The organism is Rahnella bruchi, assembly GCF_003614975.1.
GTDB lineage: Bacteria > Pseudomonadota > Gammaproteobacteria > Enterobacterales > Enterobacteriaceae > Rahnella > Rahnella bruchi.
Genome location: NZ_QZWI01000002.1, coordinates 390248 through 407363, shown reverse-complemented (window position 1 = coordinate 407363; position 17116 = coordinate 390248). Strand labels below are relative to the sequence as shown.

General features: G+C 53.1%; 16 protein-coding genes and 1 pseudogene. 10 read left to right on the top strand and 7 right to left on the bottom strand.

What is annotated here, in order from left to right; all coding sequences use genetic code 11:
- The 3 genes and pseudogenes from D5398_RS25520 to D5398_RS07255 form a co-directional block, all read left to right on the top strand.
- Positions 1-251 (top strand): annotated as a pseudogene (locus D5398_RS25520) (hypothetical protein); the annotation flags it as partial.
- Between the two features lie 13 nt (positions 252-264).
- Positions 265-720, top strand: coding sequence for a DUF1240 domain-containing protein (locus D5398_RS07260; protein ID WP_162940727.1), 456 nt, complete (start codon positions 265-267; stop codon positions 718-720).
- Complete coding sequence (locus D5398_RS07255) at positions 717-1181, top strand: DUF1240 domain-containing protein (RefSeq protein ID WP_162940726.1); 465 nt, start codon at positions 717-719, stop codon at positions 1179-1181. Before D5398_RS07260 ends, D5398_RS07255 begins: the two co-directional genes overlap by 4 nt.
- 68 nt (positions 1182-1249) lie before the next feature.
- Here D5398_RS07255 and moeB read toward each other — a convergent pair whose 3' ends face one another.
- Positions 1250-2011 (bottom strand): molybdopterin-synthase adenylyltransferase MoeB, encoded by a 762-nt coding sequence (gene moeB, locus D5398_RS07250; protein ID WP_120506994.1) that lies wholly within the window; start codon positions 2009-2011, stop codon positions 1250-1252.
- A 2-nt stretch (positions 2012-2013) separates the two neighbouring features.
- A complete protein-coding gene (gene moeA / locus D5398_RS07245; RefSeq protein WP_120506993.1) occupies positions 2014-3255 on the bottom strand; it encodes a molybdopterin molybdotransferase MoeA in 1242 nt (413 codons plus the stop codon).
- 245 nt (positions 3256-3500) lie between these two features.
- Here moeA and D5398_RS07240 point away from each other — a divergent pair, with 245 nt between their 5' ends.
- On the top strand, positions 3501-3734 hold the full coding sequence (locus tag D5398_RS07240; RefSeq protein ID WP_120506992.1) for a DeoR family transcriptional regulator: 234 nt from the start codon (positions 3501-3503) through the stop codon (positions 3732-3734).
- 69 nt (positions 3735-3803) lie between these two features.
- On the opposite strand, the gene tsgA (D5398_RS07235) is transcribed toward D5398_RS07240, so the two are convergent.
- Positions 3804-5000, bottom strand: a complete 1197-nt coding sequence (tsgA, locus tag D5398_RS07235; protein WP_120506991.1) for an MFS transporter TsgA — start codon at positions 4998-5000, stop codon at positions 3804-3806.
- Positions 5001-5009: 9 nt separating this feature from the next.
- Positions 5010-5843 (bottom strand): xanthosine phosphorylase, encoded by an 834-nt coding sequence (gene xapA, locus D5398_RS07230; protein WP_120506990.1) that lies wholly within the window; start codon positions 5841-5843, stop codon positions 5010-5012.
- A gap of 158 nt (positions 5844-6001) precedes the next feature.
- Between xapA and D5398_RS07225 the strand changes: the two genes are divergently transcribed.
- Positions 6002-6916 carry a LysR family transcriptional regulator gene (locus tag D5398_RS07225; protein WP_120506989.1) on the top strand — a complete coding sequence of 305 codons (915 nt, stop codon included), beginning with the start codon at positions 6002-6004 and terminating at the stop codon, positions 6914-6916.
- Positions 6917-6965: 49 nt separating this feature from the next.
- Here the strand turns inward: D5398_RS07225 and tsgA (D5398_RS07220) are convergent, their stop codons facing one another.
- Positions 6966-8162 (bottom strand): MFS transporter TsgA, encoded by a 1197-nt coding sequence (tsgA, locus tag D5398_RS07220; RefSeq protein ID WP_120506988.1) that lies wholly within the window; start codon positions 8160-8162, stop codon positions 6966-6968.
- Between the two features lie 278 nt (positions 8163-8440).
- Here tsgA (D5398_RS07220) and D5398_RS07215 point away from each other — a divergent pair, with 278 nt between their 5' ends.
- From D5398_RS07215 to gsiD, 5 genes are all read left to right on the top strand, one after another.
- Positions 8441-9448 carry an isoaspartyl peptidase/L-asparaginase family protein gene (locus tag D5398_RS07215; protein WP_120506987.1) on the top strand — a complete coding sequence of 336 codons (1008 nt, stop codon included), beginning with the start codon at positions 8441-8443 and terminating at the stop codon, positions 9446-9448.
- Positions 9445-11301 (top strand): dipeptide ABC transporter ATP-binding protein, encoded by a 1857-nt coding sequence (locus tag D5398_RS07210; protein ID WP_120506986.1) that lies wholly within the window; start codon positions 9445-9447, stop codon positions 11299-11301. The genes D5398_RS07215 and D5398_RS07210 overlap by 4 nt, the downstream gene beginning before the upstream one ends.
- A 59-nt stretch (positions 11302-11360) precedes the next feature.
- On the top strand, positions 11361-12917 hold the full coding sequence (gene gsiB / locus D5398_RS07205) for a glutathione ABC transporter substrate-binding protein GsiB (protein ID WP_120506985.1): 1557 nt from the start codon (positions 11361-11363) through the stop codon (positions 12915-12917).
- Positions 12918-13026: 109 nt separating this feature from the next.
- Positions 13027-13947, top strand: coding sequence for a glutathione ABC transporter permease GsiC (gene gsiC / locus D5398_RS07200; RefSeq protein ID WP_120506984.1), 921 nt, complete (start codon positions 13027-13029; stop codon positions 13945-13947).
- Positions 13948-13955: 8 nt separating this feature from the next.
- A complete protein-coding gene (gene gsiD, locus D5398_RS07195) occupies positions 13956-14876 on the top strand; it encodes a glutathione ABC transporter permease GsiD (protein ID WP_120506983.1) in 921 nt (306 codons plus the stop codon).
- Between the two features lie 212 nt (positions 14877-15088).
- Here gsiD and fghA read toward each other — a convergent pair whose 3' ends face one another.
- The gene (fghA, locus tag D5398_RS07190; protein WP_120506982.1) at positions 15089-15946 is read right to left on the bottom strand and encodes an S-formylglutathione hydrolase; all 858 of its coding nucleotides are present in this window, start codon (positions 15944-15946) and stop codon (positions 15089-15091) included.
- Positions 15947-15957: 11 nt separating this feature from the next.
- A complete protein-coding gene (locus tag D5398_RS07185; protein WP_120506981.1) occupies positions 15958-17082 on the bottom strand; it encodes an S-(hydroxymethyl)glutathione dehydrogenase/class III alcohol dehydrogenase in 1125 nt (374 codons plus the stop codon).
- Positions 17083-17116 lie beyond the last annotated feature (34 nt).

The following is a 17116-nucleotide window of genomic DNA, read 5'->3' as shown; positions in this document are numbered from 1 at the left end:
GTAGTGGCGAGTGTGGTTATCGGGGTTATTGCCGGGGGGATGTTAACATTAATCAGTGCGCCGATCGTACTTACTACAATTGTATTATAGCAGTAGGTATCGGTTTAAATTACAGTCTGAATGAATTAGATGATCACCTGGGGCTTTCAGTAACTCTTAAGAAAAAACTCCGGGATGCAATGCAGGAATATAAAAGAATTAATGAGTGGAACTTTATACACTCAGATCCACTGTTTAACTATGCATTATGAATGGTATATTGAAATGAACAAAAAATATATTCAGCAATGGCTTATTTTCAAAGGTGGATCCATTATTCTAATGGCCGTTTCCTTATGTTATGTTTATGGGGTTAATGATTTGGTGGAGACGTTTAATACCAAGTCATTGATTGTTTTGGGGGATGCCATTGAATATAGTGGTAAGGTCATAATATGTATTGGTGGAATTCCTATGTTCATATGGGTATTCTTCTTTGCATTGAAAATGTTGTTTAAGAAAGGTATCGAACCCTTTAAGAAATATACTACGATTGGCTATATTTGGATGGTCATTAGTGTAGTGTCTTTTGTTTTAGGCTTTATCGCATCTTTCGTCATCCCCTTTATCTTAATGGTATCGCCCTATACCTCATGCAATGTAGGAAAGTACAGCAGTTACTACGTGATTAACCCGGATCTGTGCAAAACCATTGTTCCTGACCAATGGGTGAAAAAATGAGAGAATACACATGGTCAAAATGGTTTTTTTATAAATTACTTACGGTGTTTTTGGTATGTGTTTTCTTAGGTTTGATATATTTCGTTATTAACTTTGGAGAGCTCTATCAGGTGCTTTCCTTGTTAAGACACAAAGATATTATTATATTTGACCGTGGCAGCTTTGCAGCAGTCGGTGGAATACCTCTTCTAGTTTACATATTATTTTTTTCATTGCGCACGTTGTTTTCAAAAGGCCTGCTGGTACCCAAAAAACCTACTGCCCTTGGAAAGGTTTGGATGTATTTGAGCGTAGTTGTTTTTGCCTTTTCTTACATTGCTATGTGGATAATCCCCTTTGTACTGATGGCCTCACCCTATACACGCTGTCACGAAGAAAAACTCAGCGCTTACTATGTTATCGACCCACAACTCTGCAAAACTATCACACCGAAATACTGGCAGTCTTATGATGATAAGTAACGCCAGTGTTTAACGGGCGGAGATAAAGTGCCCGTTTTTATCCGAGGTTTACAGCACCCGACTTTCTATCAACTTTCCCCACACACTTCACAGCTCGGGTCTTTCATCAGTTTCATCTCGCGGAACTGTAACGTCATGGCGTCGAACATCAACAGTTTTCCGCGCGGAGTTTCGCCAAATTTTGTCAGCAGTTTGATGGTTTCCATTGCCTGCAAACTGCCGATGGTACCAACCAGCGGCGCCATCACGCCCGCTTCCACACAGGTCAGCGCATTTTCACCAAACAACCGGCTCAGGCAGCGGTAGCAGGGCTCCTGCGGCTGGTAGGTAAACACGCTGAGCTGACCTTCCATGCGGATGGCGGCACCGGAGACCAGTGGTTTTTTCTGCGCGAAACATTCACTGTTCAGCTGATTACGCGTCGTGACATTGTCGGTGCAGTCTACTACCACGTCGCAGGCGGTGATCAGCTCACGTAACACATCGTCATCCGCTTGTTCATTCACCTGATTTAAGCGGATATGCGGATTGATTGCCGCCAGCGCTATCGCGGCGGATTCGACTTTCGGCATCCCTATCCGCGCGTCAGTATGCAGTGTCTGGCGTTGCAAGTTAGAGAGCGATACCGTATCGAAATCCAGCAGCGTTAAGGTGCCGGTCCCTGCCGCCGCCAGATATTGCGCGGCAGCGCAGCCTAAACCACCCAATCCAACAATCAGCGCATGGCTGGCTTTCAGTTGCTCCTGTGCGTCAAAATCAAACCCTTTCAGCACAATCTGGCGGTTATAGCGCAGGGTTTCAGCATCCGTCAGTTCCGGCAGAGTGGTCATTTTCAGCTCCGCAGCAGGGCGTTAAAAGGTTCGATCTCGACGATGTCGCCAGCCGATACGCTGTCGCGTTCACGCTCAAGCACGATAAAACAGTTGGCCTGGCTGAATGAGCTGAAAACATGCGAGCCCTGATGGCCGGTGGTACGGACTTCCAGCTGGCCCTGTGCATTTGTGCTGAAAATGCCGCGCTGGAAATCGAGACGCCCAGGGGCTTTTTTCAGCGGAGTCACGGCTTTCGCCTTCAGACGTGGCGGGAACTGCCAGGCACTGTGGCCGGAAAGCTGAGCGATGAATGGCTGAACCAGTTGATAAAAGGTCAGTGCTGCGGATACCGGATTTCCCGGAAGACCGCAGAACCAGCTGTCTTTCAGTTTTCCAAATGCAAAAGGCTTGCCCGGCTTCATGGCCAGTTTCCAGAAACCAATTTCTCCCAGTTCATCCAGCATCTGTTTGGTGTAATCGGCTTCACCGACAGAAACGCCGCCGCTGGAAATCACTAAATCCGCAAATTCATTGGCTTCTTCAAATGCTTTACGCAGAGCCTGCGGATCGTCGCGGATAATCCCCAGGTCCAGCACTGTACAACCGAGTTGCTCGAGCATCAGACGCACGGCAAAACGGTTGGTGTCATAAATCTGGCCTTCCTGCAGAGGTGTCCCGACGGGCTGTAACTCATCACCGGTGGAAAATACGGCAACTTTCAGTGATTTCCAGACCTGCACTTCAGTCACACCAAGTGACGCCAGCAGCGGCAATTCCGCTGCGCCCAGTCGCACACCCGCAGACAGAACGCTGTCGCCTTGCTCAATATCGTCACCGGTCAGACGGATATTCTGGCCTTTTTCTGCCGTTGCGGTGAAACGGACTCCCTCTTCTGACACTTCTGCCTGTTCCTGCATAATGACTGCATCGGCACCCGCAGGAACCGGCGCGCCGGTCATGATACGGATGCAGGTTCCGGCAGGCCATTCGCCGTGGAAAGGCGCACCGGCAAAGGCTTTACCGGCTACCGGCAATACCGCGCCGTCGTGCAGGTCGGCGATGCGCAGGGCATAACCGTCCATCGCGGAGTTATCAAAAGGGGGAACAAAAATAGGGGAAAGCACCGGTGCGGCGGTAATGCGCCCGGCGGCGGTTGCCAGTGGCAGAGATTCGGCATCCTGCGCTGTTTTTTTCGGAACGTAAGCGCGCATTTTATCCAGCGCTTCCTGAAGTGAGATTAAACCTGCAGTGTTGAATTCCATCAAAATTCCTTAGTGATTCAACCCGGCGACACGGGCGGACTCACCGGCGACGGACGGGAAATTGGGGCATACCCGTAGTATGACAGAGAAACGGGACGAACCAAAAACCGCTGAAGGCGTAAAAACTTCGTGGGGATTTCTGAAAAATTGAGATCGATCCCAAAATTACGAATGTAACGCGGTTATGATGGTTGCCGTTATTTGTGATTTGTGTCACATATCTGTCATATATACAGGAATAACCGGTGCTTAAAAAAAATCGCCATCAGGCCATCCTTCAGTTGGTAGAACAATATGAAGTGTTACAGGTTAGCGAACTGGCACAATCGCTGGATGTGAGTCTCGAAACGATCCGACGTGATCTAAGTGAAATGCAGGACAAGGGTCTGATCCTGCGCCGTCATGGACGCGCGCGTCGTCTGACCGCTCAGCCTGAAACATCCTGGCTAAACAGTTTGCAGCGCTGCCCGCAGCTTTAAAAGCGCGGTCATATAAGAAAAGGGAAGACTCCGCAGAGTCTTCCCTTTTTTATGCTCAGAGTTCGTGAATCAATGCGCCGGTTGTTGTTCCAGCGCTTCCGCTTTGCTGTTAACAGAAGCGAAAATCAGCGCGACCAACAGGAAAACATAGGCGATGGTGGCGGTATTCAGCGCCCAGAACAGGCCGTACTGACTGTAAACCAGCGACGACAGCGTTGAGAAAATCAGCGTACCTATTGTGCCGATGGTCAGCAGGGCCGAGGTCAGCGTCGGTGGGGAATTTCTGACCTGCAGGCTGCCGTAACTCATGATGCCTGAGAACAGCCCGGAGTTGCAGAATCCGAACAGACCGGCGCAAATCAGGATCAGGGTCGGGTGTGCGCTGTTGGCGGCAACCGCCAGACAAATCAGCCCGATGATCGAGGAAAGCAGCAGATAGGTCCGCAGCTTCACAAAGCGTACCGTGAACTGATTCACAAACAGGCCGATGGATTTCACCGTCCAGTACGTCGTGATGTAAAACGCTGCACGATCTGCGGCCATACCAAAATGCTCTTTCAGCCAGCTCGGTAGCCACATTGTGAAAATCGGCTCTGCCAGCAGAAACGCAAACAGTGCGAAGCATAATACCCACACCGACACTCCCCAGCGCGGATGCTGAGCGTCCGTTTTGGATGTCGTTTGTGCTGCCTGCGGAATGGAAGGAAACCTCTGCCCGACACACAAAACAATCATTGCCAGACTCAAAACCGCCATTACGCCATACATCGCCAGCCAGCTTGCGCCATGCTGGAACAGATAGCCCAGCAGCAGGGATAACACCACACCTGCCAGCGCAAAGAAGAAATCAGTGAGGATTAAATTTGCTGAACGCTTTTTGGGATCCTCATTAATGCGCACCACCAGATAGCTGCCGACGGACATCATAATTCCTGATGCGGCACCAATGAGAAAAACGCCGATACCAAACATAGTGATCGTCGGCATAAGAAACAGTGCGATACAGGTCAGCACTGAAACCACAGAGCCGGTGATCAGCTGCTTGCCCAGATTGAATTTGCGCATCAGCACGCCGCTTATCATAATCGGCAGGAACAGACCGATATTCATCAGCGTAAACATCTGCCCGATAAAACCGGGGTCTTTGCCAAAGGCCTGCGCAACCGGGCCGATAACAATTCCCAGTGTGGAAACCAGCGCGCCGGTGAAGAAATAACTCAGCCAGGAAATCATATTGATCCGCCGGCGGTTGAATGTCTGTTCCATAGCCGTTCCTTATTTTGCAGGCGCAGCCAGGCTGGCGAAAAAGGCGCGGATCAGGCGGGTGAAATCACCGACAGCGAGTTTAGCGCAGCTCAGGGTCTGCTCGTGGGAAAGCGGAGTGTCGGAAAGCCCTTCTGCATAGTTGGTCATGGCGGATACCGCCAGCACTTTCAGCCCGCAATGGCGTGCGGAAATCACTTCGGGCACGATGGACATGCCGACCACATCACAGCCGAGAATTTGCATCATGCGGATTTCAGCCGGTGTCTCGAAGTTCGGGCCGGTGTAGGCGGCGAATACGCCTTCGGCGACGTCGATACCGAGTTTTTCTGCCACGCCGTGTAGCTGAGCGCGTAAGTCTTTGTCATAGGCATTCGCCAGGCTGAAAAAACGCGGCCCGAAGCGGTCATCGTTGGGACCCGCCAGCGGCGATTCCGGCATGAAACTCACGTGATCGGTCAGCGCCACCAGTCTTCCGGGCGCGACTTCCTTGCGCATCGACCCGGCGGCATTGGTGGCCAGCAAAAATTCACATCCAAGCAGTTTGAAGGTGCGAACGGCACTGGTCATTACTGACATGCCATGGCCCTCATACATGTGGCCACGGCCTTTCATGCACATCACTGGTACACCTTCGAGCGTGCCAAGTACCAGTTCACCGGCATGGCCGACGACATTGCTTTGCGGGAATCCCGGCAGTTCGCTGTAGGGAATGGTGATGGCGTCAGACATGTCATCGCAAAGGGTGCCGAGGCCGGAGCCGAGTATCAGGGCAGCTTTCGGGATAAAACTCGGGGCGCGTTGGCGGATAAGGGCGGCGCAGTCAAAAGCATTGTTATTGAGCATGATCACTTCTCTCATTTTTCACAGTAGGGTAGGAGTGAAGGCAATGCTAGTGTGGGCGGCTGTCAGGGTCTAATACCGAATTCCGCAAGGATTTATAGTCAAAATCTATAAATCTAACGCTCAGAAATGTAAGGATAAAATATGACAGGGAAACCCATATGACGCGGACGTTTACTGATTCCGTTTTCGATCTCGGCCAGATTAATCTGCGGCTGCTGCATTATTTTCGCGTGGTGGCTGAGGAGCTGAGTTTCAGCAAGGCTGCGGTGCGCCTGAATATGTCGCAACCTCCGCTCAGCCTGCACATCAAAGAGCTGGAGAATCTGCTCGGTACACCGTTGTTTCTGCGCACCACCCGTTCAGTATCGCTGACGCCTGCGGGGGCGGCGCTGATGCGCGAAGCCGGACTGATGCTCGACAGCATTAACCGTTCGCTGCATCAGGTTCGCAAAATCGGGCGCGGGGAAGTCGGGCACATTCAGTTTGGCACCGTGGGCACCGCCGCCTGGGGACCGCTGATGCCTGCGCTGAACAGCTTTGCCCGCATTGCGCCGGAAATCAGCTGGTCAGTAACCGAACTGACGCCGGTACAGCAAATTGATGCCTTGCAGTTGCAGCGTATCGATATTGGTATCTGGCGTGAGGCAAAACTGGCGCTGCCGCACGGGCTGTCGAGCCGCCTGATGGGGCGAGAAAACGTGGCGCTGGCGATTTCTGAACATCATCCGCTGGCGATGAAAAACAGCGTTGTACTCGGCGAACTGGCACATGAAGATTTTATTCTGATGCCGATGAACACATCGAGTCTCGGCAGTTATCTGTATTCGATGTGCCGTCAGCACGGTTTTTTGCCAAAAATAGTTCAGCAGGTGAATGAGCCGCAAACCGCGCTGGCGCTGGTGGCGAACGGTTATGGCATTACGCTGTTGCCGGAAAGTTATGCGCGCATTCACTGGCCGGGCGTGCGCTTCTGTGCGTTGAGCGAACGGCTGGCGGTAGATTTGTATGCGATTTATCAGACGGATTCTGTGACACCGGCGGCGGTGCGATTTCTGGATTCACTGGAAGGATAAGTGTGAAAACAGCAGGGCCGAAACCCCGCTGTTAAAAAAATAACGACGTTTACGCCGCCATTTCGCGGTGAATTTTTTCCGCTTTACTGCGCACACCGGCGATGATCACTGCCAGCACCAGCAGAACGTAAGATACCGTCGCGATATTCAGTGCCCAGAACAGACCATATTCGCGGTAAATGAATGACGAGAATGAGGCGAAAATCAGCGTACCGACGGAAGCGGTCGTCAGCAGCGCAGAGGTCAGCGTTGGCGGTGAGTTTTTCACCTGCAGGCTGCCGTAGCTCATCAGGCCGGAGAACATACCGGAGTTACAGAAACCGAACAGGCCAACCGCAATCATCACCAGCGTGGTGTTTTCGTTGTGCGTGACCACAATCAGGCTGATTAAGCCGATGATGGCCGACGCAAACAGGAACGTACGCAGTTTCACAAAACGCACGGTGAACTGGTTCAGGAACAGGCCAATCGCTTTCACCATCCAGTAAGTGGTGATGTAAATCGCTGCGCGGTCAGTGTCCAGACCAAAGTGTTCATGCAACCAGCTTGGCATCCACAGGGTGAAAACCAGTTCGCTGAAGACGAAGGCGAACAGAGCAAAACACAACACGTAAGCCGCAAAACCCCACGGCTCTTTCGCTTCTTGCTGGCTTTTCGCTACTTTTTCAGGCTGGGCAACGGTCGGGAATTTCTGACCCACACACAGCAGGATCATCAGCACGCTCAGCGTACCCATGATGCCGTACATCGCCAGCCAGCTCGCGCCATGCTTGAACAGGAAGCCGAGCACCAGAGACAGCGTCATGCCGGAAAGCGCAAAGAAGAAGTCGGTAAAGATTAAGTTAGCAGAACGCTTTTTCGGATCTTCGTTAATACGAACGACCAGATAGCTGCCAATCGACATCATCAGACCAGCGGTCGCCCCGATCAGGAAAACGCCGACGCCGAACAGGGTAATCGACGGCATGACGAACAGCGCGATACAGGTCAGGATAGTGATAACCGAACCTGTGATCAGTTGTTTGCCCAGATCGAATTTACGCATCAGGATGCCACTGATCATAATCGGCAGGAATAAACCGATGTTCATCAGTGAGAACATCAGGCCAATAAAGGCCGGATCTTTATTAAACGCTGTGGCGACTGGCCCGATAACAATACCCAGGGTGGAGACGAGTCCACCTGTAAAAAAGTAACTTAGCCACGAAATCACATTAAGACGGGGGCGGTTATAAACAGTTTCCATAAACTGATTTCCTAAAAAGAGAAAATAAAAAAAAGTCGCGGTAAGCTCATCCAGAGGTGCTTTTTCCGCGATTAGGACGTTTATTATTGCCGTTCTCTGGTGATTTGTCCCGCATGTATATTCAATTGCAGCATTTGTTTTTCCTAAACAATCTAAGCAATTAGCGCCATTTTGATGGCGATGCATTTCTGCTTTACATACTGTAGCGGGCTAAATATAGTCAAAAAACAGGTCAACATCTTCCATACATAAATACAACATCGAAAGGTGCAGTGCTAATGAGTTCTTCTACTGATAATTCAGCGGCTTCCGTTTCGAACAAGAAGCGTCCGGTCATTGCTATTCATGGTGGCGCCGGGGCAATAACACGTGCGGCAATGAGCGTCGAAAAAGAACAACTTTATTTAGCCGAACTGGAAAGGATCGTCAGCCACGGGCAGGCGATTCTGGCCGCAGGCGGCAGCGCGCTGGACGCCGTAACTGAAGCTGTCCGCCTGCTCGAAGAGTGCCCGTTATTTAATGCAGGCAAAGGTGCGGTATTCACCCATCAGGGCACGCATGAATTAGACGCCTGCATCATGGATGGCCGCACGCTGGATGCCGGTGCGATTTGCGGCGTCAGCCATATCCGTAATCCTGTTCTTACCGCCCGCAAGGTGCTGGAAAACAGCCCGCACGTCCTGTTTACCGGTGCCGGCGCGGAAGATTTTGCCCGCGCCAATGGTCAGGAAATGGTGGAGCCGGCGTTTTTCTTCACCCAGGAACGTTATGACCAGTTGCAGCGTGCTATCGCCGCTGACACCGGCGTCATGCTCGATCACGACGGGGCGTCGCTGAATGCTTCGGCTGACCCCATTGATCCTGAACGTAAATTTGGCACCGTAGGTGCGGTGGCGATAGATGAATCCGGCAATCTGGCGGCAGCCACATCGACCGGTGGAATGACCAACAAACAGGCCGGGCGCGTCGGCGATTCCCCGATCATTGGCGCGGGTTGTTATGCCAGCAACAATACGGTGGCGATTTCCAGCACCGGAACCGGTGAAGTGTTTATGCGTACCGTCGCCGCTTACGACGTCGCCGCGCTGATGGAATACGCCGGTTTAACGCTGCAGGAAGCCACACATAAAGTGGTGCAGGAAAAGCTGCTGCCACTGGGCGGAAGCGGCGGAATGATTGCCGTGGATAAATTTGGCAACGTGGAGCTGCCTTTCAACAGTGAAGGCATGTACCGCGGATTTGCCCGGGTGGGCGAAGCGCCAGTTGTCAGTATTTACCGCTCATGAACAGTTCCCTGACTCTGCCTCCTAACCACGTTCTGGCGGTCAGCCAGCTCAGCGTGCAGTTTGCGCATGAAGGGCAAATCATCCCGGCGGTGAATCAGCTCAGTTTTCAGGTAAAACGCGGTGAAACGCTGGCTATCGTCGGCGAATCCGGCTCCGGCAAATCCGTGACTTCGCTGGCGCTGATGCGTCTGGTGGAGCAGGGCGGCGGGCAGATAACGCAGGGTGAAATGCAGTTCCGCCGCCGTAACGGCGAAGTGGTTGATCTGATGGCGACGACGCAACCCGCCATGCGTAGCCTGCGCGGTGCAGATATGGCGATGATATTTCAGGAGCCGATGACCTCGCTCAATCCGGTATTTCCGGTCGGTGAGCAAATCGCTGAGTCTATCCGTCTGCATCAGAATAAAGATCACCGCGCCGCACGTGCAGAAGCGTTGCGGATGTTGGATCTGGTGCGTATTCCTGAAGCCCGAAATATTCTCGACAGCTATCCGCATCAGCTTTCCGGCGGTATGCGCCAGCGGGTGATGATAGCGATGGCGTTGTCGTGTAAACCCGCGTTACTGATCGCCGATGAACCGACTACCGCGCTGGATGTGACCATTCAGGCACAGATTTTACAGCTGATCCGTGTGCTGCAAAAAGAGATGCACATGGGCGTGATTTTCATCACGCACGACATGGGCGTGGTGGCGGAAATCGCCGATCGCGTACTGGTCATGCATCAGGGCAACAGCGTGGAAACCGGTGATGTGGGCGCGATATTTCGCACGCCGCAACAGCCTTACACGCAGACGTTACTGGCGGCGGTGCCAAAACTCGGTTCTATGGCCGGTAAACCATTGCCTGCGAAATTCCCGTTACCGGCACAATATGAAGGTGATCCGGCGCTGACCCAAAATACCCTGACACCCGGCGCGCCGGCGATATTGCAGGTGCGTGATCTGGTGACCCGTTTTGACCTGCGCAGCGGTATTTTTAACCGGGTTACGCGGCGAGTTCATGCGGTTGAAAAAGTCAGTTTTGATTTACACCCCGGCGAAACGCTGGCGCTGGTGGGCGAATCCGGTTGCGGAAAATCCACCACCGGCAGCTCATTGCTCAAACTGGTGAAAAGTCAGGGCGGTACCATCACTTTTGACGGCAAAACGTTGACGGATATCAGCGGCAGCGCGCTGCAACATCTGCGCCGTGATATTCAGTTTATCTTTCAGGATCCTTATGCGTCGCTCGACCCGCGTCTGACGGTTGGCTATTCGATCATGGAGCCGTTGCTGGTGCATAAGCTGGCAAAAGGCGCAGACGCAGAAGCGCGCGTCGCGTGGTTGCTGGAAAAAGTCGGGCTGCTGCCGGAACACGCGCAGCGCTATCCTCACGAATTTTCCGGCGGTCAGCGGCAACGTATTTGTATCGCGCGCGCACTGGCGCTCAATCCCAAAGTGGTGATTGCCGATGAATCGGTATCGGCGCTGGATGTGTCTATCCGCGCGCAAATCGTCAATCTGCTGATGGATTTGCAGAAAGAATTCGGGCTGGCCTTTTTGTTTATTTCACACGATATGGCGGTGGTAGAACGCATCAGTCACCGCGTTGCCGTGATGTATCTCGGCCAGATTGTGGAAATCGGCTCACGGCGCGCGGTGTTTGAAAATCCGCAGCATCCGTACACCCGCAAACTGATGGCGGCGGTGCCGGTGGCAGATCCGGCGCATAAACGTAAAGATCAGGCGCTGCTGGTGGATGAAATCCCGAGCCCGATTCGCGCGCTTAACGACGAACCGTTTGTCGCACCGCTGGTTCAGGTGGCGGAAGGGCATTTTGTTGCCCGGCATGCAATTGCAGGGGTTTACTAATTTTTATGGTTGCTCATCTTGAGCCACTTTTTAACGGGTAAGACAGGAAAGGAACTGATATGAATCAGCATAAACATAAAGGTAAGAACGTTGTCCGTCAGGCCGTGCTCGCTGCCGCTGTTTTCGGTTCGCTGGCTTCGGCGTCTGCCTGGGCGGCGAAAGACGTAGTGGTCGCAGTAGGTTCTAACTTCACCTCGCTTGATCCCTATGACGCCAACGACACCCTGTCGCAGGCCGTGGCCAAATCTTTCTATCAGGGGCTGTTTGGCTTTGATAAAGATATGAAGCTGGAAAACGTGCTGGCAGACAGCTACACGGTCAGCAAAGATGGCCTGGTTTACACCATCAAATTGCATCCCGGCATTAAGTTCCAGGACGGTACGGATTTCAATGCGGCGGCGGTAAAAGTTAACTTTGACCGCGCGAGCAATCCGGACAGCCACCTCAAACGCTATAACCTGTTTAAAAACATCGCCAGCACCGAAGCGGTGGATGACAACACGGTGAAAATCACGCTGAAAGAACCGTTCTCGGCGTTCATCAACATTCTGGCGCACCCGTCTGCGGTGATTATTTCCCCGGCGGCGCTGACCAAATACGGCAAAGATATTGGCTTCCATCCGGTCGGTACCGGCCCGTACACGCTGGAACAGTGGAACCAGACTGACTTTGTGAAAGTGAAGAAATTCGACGGTTACTGGAAAAAAGGTGAGCCAAAACTCGACACCATTACCTGGCGTCCGGTCGTGGATAACAATACCCGCGCTGCGATGCTGCAAACCGGTGAAGCGGATCTGGCGTTCCCGGTGCCTTACGAACAGGCCGCGTTACTGAAGAAAAACGATAAGCTGGATCTGGTGGCCGCACCGTCAATTCTGCATCGTTACATCAGCTTTAACGTGACGCAAAAGCCGTTCGATAACGTCAAAGTGCGTGAGGCAATCAACTACGCCATCAACAAACAGGCGCTGATCAAAGTCGCGTTTGCCGGTTATGCAGTGCCTTCTGAAGGGCCGTTGCCGCAGGGAATTGAATACGCCGCGAAATTCAAACCGTGGCCATATGATCCGGCTAAAGCCAAAGAATTACTGAAAGAAGCCGGTTATCCGGACGGTTTCACCACTACGTTGTGGTCTTCGCACAATAACAGCACCGCGCAGAAAGTATTGCAGTTCACCCAGCAGCAACTGGCGCAGGTAGGTATCAAAGTCACCGTCACCGCCATGGACGCCGCACAGCGTGCCGCGCAGGTGGAAAACGTCGGGCAGAAAGAAGCGGGGATCCGCATGTTCTATACCGGCTGGTCAGCGTCTACCGGTGAAGCAGACTGGGCACTTTCGCCGCTGTTCTCCACACAGGCTGCACCGCCGAAACAGTTCAATACCGCGTTCTACAGTAACGCGCAGGTGGATAAAGATTTGTCAGACGCGCTGAAAACGACGGATAAAGCCGAGAAAGCCAAACTGTACGCCGATGCCCAGAAACAAATCTGGACTGACGCGCCGTGGGCATTCCTGGTGACAGAACGTCTGGTGTCGGCGAAAAATAAACGCCTGACCGGATTCTATGTTATGCCGGATACGGCCTTCAGCTTTGATGATGCAGACGTGAAATAATACGCGGTGAAGTTTTCAGGGCACGGGAACCCATGAGCCCGTGCCCTGAACTCGTGTGTTCCGCCGACGGAACATGGATGTCGTACCGTGAAATCACAGACAGCGAATCATGCTTAATTATTTTTTAAAACGATTACTCGGACTGATCCCGACACTGCTGATTGTGGCTGTGCTGGTCTTTCTGTTTGTGCATCTTTTGCCGGGCGATCCGGCGCGGCTGATGGCCGGACAGGATGCGGACGCCAGCGTTGTCGCGTTGGTGCGTCAGGATCTCGGGCTGGATAAGCCGCTTTATCAGCAATTTCTCACCTTTTTCGGCAATGCGCTGACCGGTGATTTCGGTCACTCGATGGTATCAAAACGCCCGGTCATTGATGAAATCAGTTCCCGCTTTATGCCGACATTCTGGCTGACGCTGACCAGCATGTTGTGGTCGGTGATATTCGGGCTGGTGATTGGCGTGGTCTCCGCCGTGTGGCGTAACCGCTGGCCGGATCGTCTCGGTATGGCGCTGGCCGTCTCCGGCATTTCATTCCCGGCTTTTGCGCTGGGCATGTTGCTGATGCAAATATTTTCCGTTGAGCTGGGCTGGCTGCCGACGGTGGGCGCTGACGGCTGGCGGCATTATATTTTGCCTTCCATTACGCTCGGCGCTGCCGTGGCGGCGATCATGGCCCGCTTTACCCGCGCCTCTTTTGTCGAGGTGATGCAGGAAGATTACATGCGAACCGCACGCGCTAAAGGCGTGCACGAGGCTGTGGTGGTGGTCAAACATGGCCTTCGCAACGCGATGATCCCGGTAGTCACCATGATGGGGCTGCAATTTGGCTTCCTGCTTGGCGGCTCGATTGTCGTAGAAAAAGTTTTCAACTGGCCGGGGTTAGGGCGGTTGCTGGTCGATTCCGTCGAGATGCGTGATTATCCGGTGATACAGGCAGAAGTGCTGCTGTTCTCGCTGGAATTCATCCTCATCAATCTGCTGGTGGACATGCTGTACGCCGTCATCAACCCTTCCATCCGATACAAGTGAGTCAACGCATGAAAAACTGGCGGCGAAATGCCGTACTCGCGAGTTTGCCGATAATTACACCGGGAACTGCGCAATCACAGGCGGTTCGGACACCGTGGAAAGCGTTCTGGCGTCGTTTCAGACGGCAGCATATTGCGATGATTGCGGGCGTTTTTATCCTGCTGTTGATTGTCGCTGCAATTTTTGCGCCGTGGCTGGTGCCGTTTGATCCGGAAAACTATTTCGATTATGACCGTCTGAACGAAGGCCCGTCGCTGCTTCACTGGCTGGGCGTGGATTCTCTGGGACGGGATATTTTCAGCCGCATTCTGATGGGCACGCGCATCTCCCTCACCGCAGGTGTCCTTTCCGTGGTACTCGGCGCGGCTATCGGCACAGTGTTCGGATTGCTGGCCGGATATTATGAAGGCTGGTGGGATCGCATCACCATGCGCGTTTGCGACGTGCTGTTTGCTTTTCCCGGTATCCTGCTGGCGATTGCCGTGGTTGCGGTGATGGGCAATGGGATGTCGAACGTGATTATCGCGGTCGCTATCTTCAGCATACCGGCGTTTGCCCGTCTGGTGCGCGGCAATACGCTGGTGCTCAAACAGCAAACCTATATTGAATCGGCGCGCAGTATCGGCGCAACCGACGCCACAATTTTGTTCCGCCACATTCTGCCAGGCACGTTGTCATCGATAGTGGTGTATTTCACCATGCGTATCGGCACATCGATTATTACCGCTGCCAGCCTGTCGTTCCTCGGTATGGGTGCACAACCGCCAACACCGGAGTGGGGCGCGATGCTTAACGAAGCCCGCGCCGATATGGTGATGGCACCGCACGTGGCAATTTTCCCAAGTCTGGCGATATTCCTGACCGTACTGGCGTTTAATTTGCTGGGCGACGGATTAAGGGATGCACTGGATCCGAAATTAAAGAGTTGAGGTTTTTGGGAGATCCTCCAAAGCCCCTTTTATCTGAGTCGCGAAGATTTCGGTTTCTCAATAACAGCTTTCACAGTACCTACGGTGTTTGAAATCGCCCAAAAGGGGAAAATCACTTTCCCCTTTTGGGCGGTTTCGACACAGCGCGTTAAGTGATCACAGCCATCGGGAAACCGAGATTTTCTCAGTCTGCATCAAAAGGCATTGCGTACTCATGCAGGGGAGTGCAAAAACTCCGCATGGAATCGCAGATGATCTTCCACAAATGACGCAATCGTGAAGTAGCTGTGATCGTACCCCGGCTGCGCCCGCAACTGTAACGGCCAGCCGCGCTGACGGGCGATTTCTGCCAGTTTTGACGGTTGCAACTGATCGGCCAGGAACTGATCGCCATCGCCCTGATCGACTAAAATCGGGAATGTTTTTTGATCCGCAGGTAAGGCACTCAGCAGATGACAGCTGTCGTATTGCAACCACTGGCTTTCGTCATCACCCAGATACGCGCTGAAGGCCTTACGCCCCCACGGCACCTGCGCAGGATTTACGATCGGTGCAAACGCGGACACTGAACAGAAACGCTGCGGATTACGTAACGCCAGCATCAGCGCGCCGTGACCGCCCATTGAATGACCGAAAATGGACTGACGATCGCTGACTTTGAAATGCCCGCTGATAAGCGCAGGCAATTCATCGAGCAGATAATCGTACATCCGGTAATGTGCTGCCCACGGCGACTGCGTAGCATTCAGGTAAAAACCTGCGCCCTGACCGAGATCGTAGCCTTCGTCATTGGCGACACTTTCACCGCGCGGGCTGGTGTCCGGCATCACCAGAATCAACCCAAGTTCAGCCGCAACGCGCTGCGCCCCGGCTTTGACGGTGAAGTTTTCATCGTTGCAGGTCAGACCCGACAGCCAGTACAGCACCGGCGGCGGCGCATCGTCTTTCGCCGGTGGCAGATAGATGCTGAACGTCATGCTGCAATTCAGGCTGGCAGACGTGTGACGGTAGCGTTGTTGCCAGCCGCCAAACATCCGGTGTTCTTCGAGTAGTTCAATCGAGCTGCTCATCGAAACATTCCTTACTTATTAAAATGAATAACCGTGCGGATAGATTTCCCTTCATGCATCAGGTCAAAGGCTTCGTTGATTTCTTCCAGCGGCAGGGTGTGGGTGATGAAATCGTTCAGCGCGAATTCGCCGTCCAGATAACGTTGCACAATGCCCGGCAGCTGGCTGCGACCTTTCACGCCACCAAATGCAGAACCACGCCATACGCGGCCAGTCACCAGCTGGAACGGACGGGTAGAGATCTCTTCACCCGCACCGGCCACCCCGATGATGACGGATTCGCCCCAGCCTTTGTGGCAGCATTCCAGCGCGGAACGCATCACGTTCACATTACCGATACATTCGAAGGAGAAGTCTACGCCGCCGTCGGTCATTTCGACGATCACGTCCTGAATTGGCTTGTCGTAATCTTTCGGGTTGATCAGATCGGTTGCACCCAGTTTACGGGCCAGATCGAATTTGCTGGTATTGAGATCAATACCGATGATACGGCCTGCACCAGCCATCACTGCACCGATAATCGCCGAAAGGCCAATACCGCCGAGACCGAAGATTGCCACCGTATCGCCTTTCTTCACTTTGGCAGTGTTGATGACTGCGCCCATACCGGTGGTCACGCCGCAACCGAGCAGACACACTTCTTCCAGTGGCGCTTCTTTGTTGATTTTCGCCAGCGAAATCTCAGGAACGACGGTGTATTCGGAGAAGGTCGAAGTGCCCATGTAATGGAAAATCGGCTTGCCGTCTTTGAAGAAACGGGTGGTACCGTCCGGCATCAGGCCTTTGCCTTGTGTGGTACGGATAGCCTGACACAGGTTAGTTTTGCCGGATTTACAGAACTTACACTCGCCACATTCCGGCGTGTAAAGTGGGATCACGTGGTCGCCAACCGCGACGCTGGTAACGCCTTCGCCAACGGCTTCAACAACACCGCCGCCTTCATGGCCGAGGATCGCCGGGAAGACGCCTTCCGGATCTTTGCCGGACAGCGTGTAGGCATCAGTATGACAAACACCGGTGGCGACGATCCGCACCAGCACTTCGCCTTTTTGTGGTGGCATCAAATCGACTTCTTCGATGGACAGAGGTTGATTCGGGCCCCAGGCGACGGCCGCACGCGTTTTAATCATTTCCATTATGTAGCTCCAGTCAGGTGTTTTTAGCTTAATC

Excerpts from the sequence above, each read along its gene's own strand:
- D5398_RS07260 (WP_162940727.1), top strand. The coding sequence starts at position 265 with ATGAACAAAAAATATATTCAGCAATGGCTTATTTTCAAAGGTGGATCC.
- D5398_RS07255 (WP_162940726.1), top strand. The coding sequence starts at position 717 with ATGAGAGAATACACATGGTCAAAATGGTTTTTTTATAAATTACTTACG.
- moeB (WP_120506994.1), bottom strand. The coding sequence starts at position 2,011 with ATGACCACTCTGCCGGAACTGACGGATGCTGAAACCCTGCGCTATAAC.
- moeA (WP_120506993.1), bottom strand. The coding sequence starts at position 3,255 with ATGGAATTCAACACTGCAGGTTTAATCTCACTTCAGGAAGCGCTGGAT.
- tsgA (WP_120506991.1), bottom strand. The coding sequence starts at position 5,000 with ATGGAACAGACATTCAACCGCCGGCGGATCAATATGATTTCCTGGCTG.
- xapA (WP_120506990.1), bottom strand. The coding sequence starts at position 5,843 with ATGCTCAATAACAATGCTTTTGACTGCGCCGCCCTTATCCGCCAACGC.
- D5398_RS07225 (WP_120506989.1), top strand. The coding sequence starts at position 6,002 with ATGACGCGGACGTTTACTGATTCCGTTTTCGATCTCGGCCAGATTAAT.
- tsgA (WP_120506988.1), bottom strand. The coding sequence starts at position 8,162 with ATGGAAACTGTTTATAACCGCCCCCGTCTTAATGTGATTTCGTGGCTA.
- D5398_RS07215 (WP_120506987.1), top strand. The coding sequence starts at position 8,441 with ATGAGTTCTTCTACTGATAATTCAGCGGCTTCCGTTTCGAACAAGAAG.
- D5398_RS07210 (WP_120506986.1), top strand. The coding sequence starts at position 9,445 with ATGAACAGTTCCCTGACTCTGCCTCCTAACCACGTTCTGGCGGTCAGC.
- gsiB (WP_120506985.1), top strand. The coding sequence starts at position 11,361 with ATGAATCAGCATAAACATAAAGGTAAGAACGTTGTCCGTCAGGCCGTG.
- gsiC (WP_120506984.1), top strand. The coding sequence starts at position 13,027 with ATGCTTAATTATTTTTTAAAACGATTACTCGGACTGATCCCGACACTG.
- gsiD (WP_120506983.1), top strand. The coding sequence starts at position 13,956 with ATGAAAAACTGGCGGCGAAATGCCGTACTCGCGAGTTTGCCGATAATT.
- fghA (WP_120506982.1), bottom strand. The coding sequence starts at position 15,946 with ATGAGCAGCTCGATTGAACTACTCGAAGAACACCGGATGTTTGGCGGC.
- D5398_RS07185 (WP_120506981.1), bottom strand. The coding sequence starts at position 17,082 with ATGGAAATGATTAAAACGCGTGCGGCCGTCGCCTGGGGCCCGAATCAA.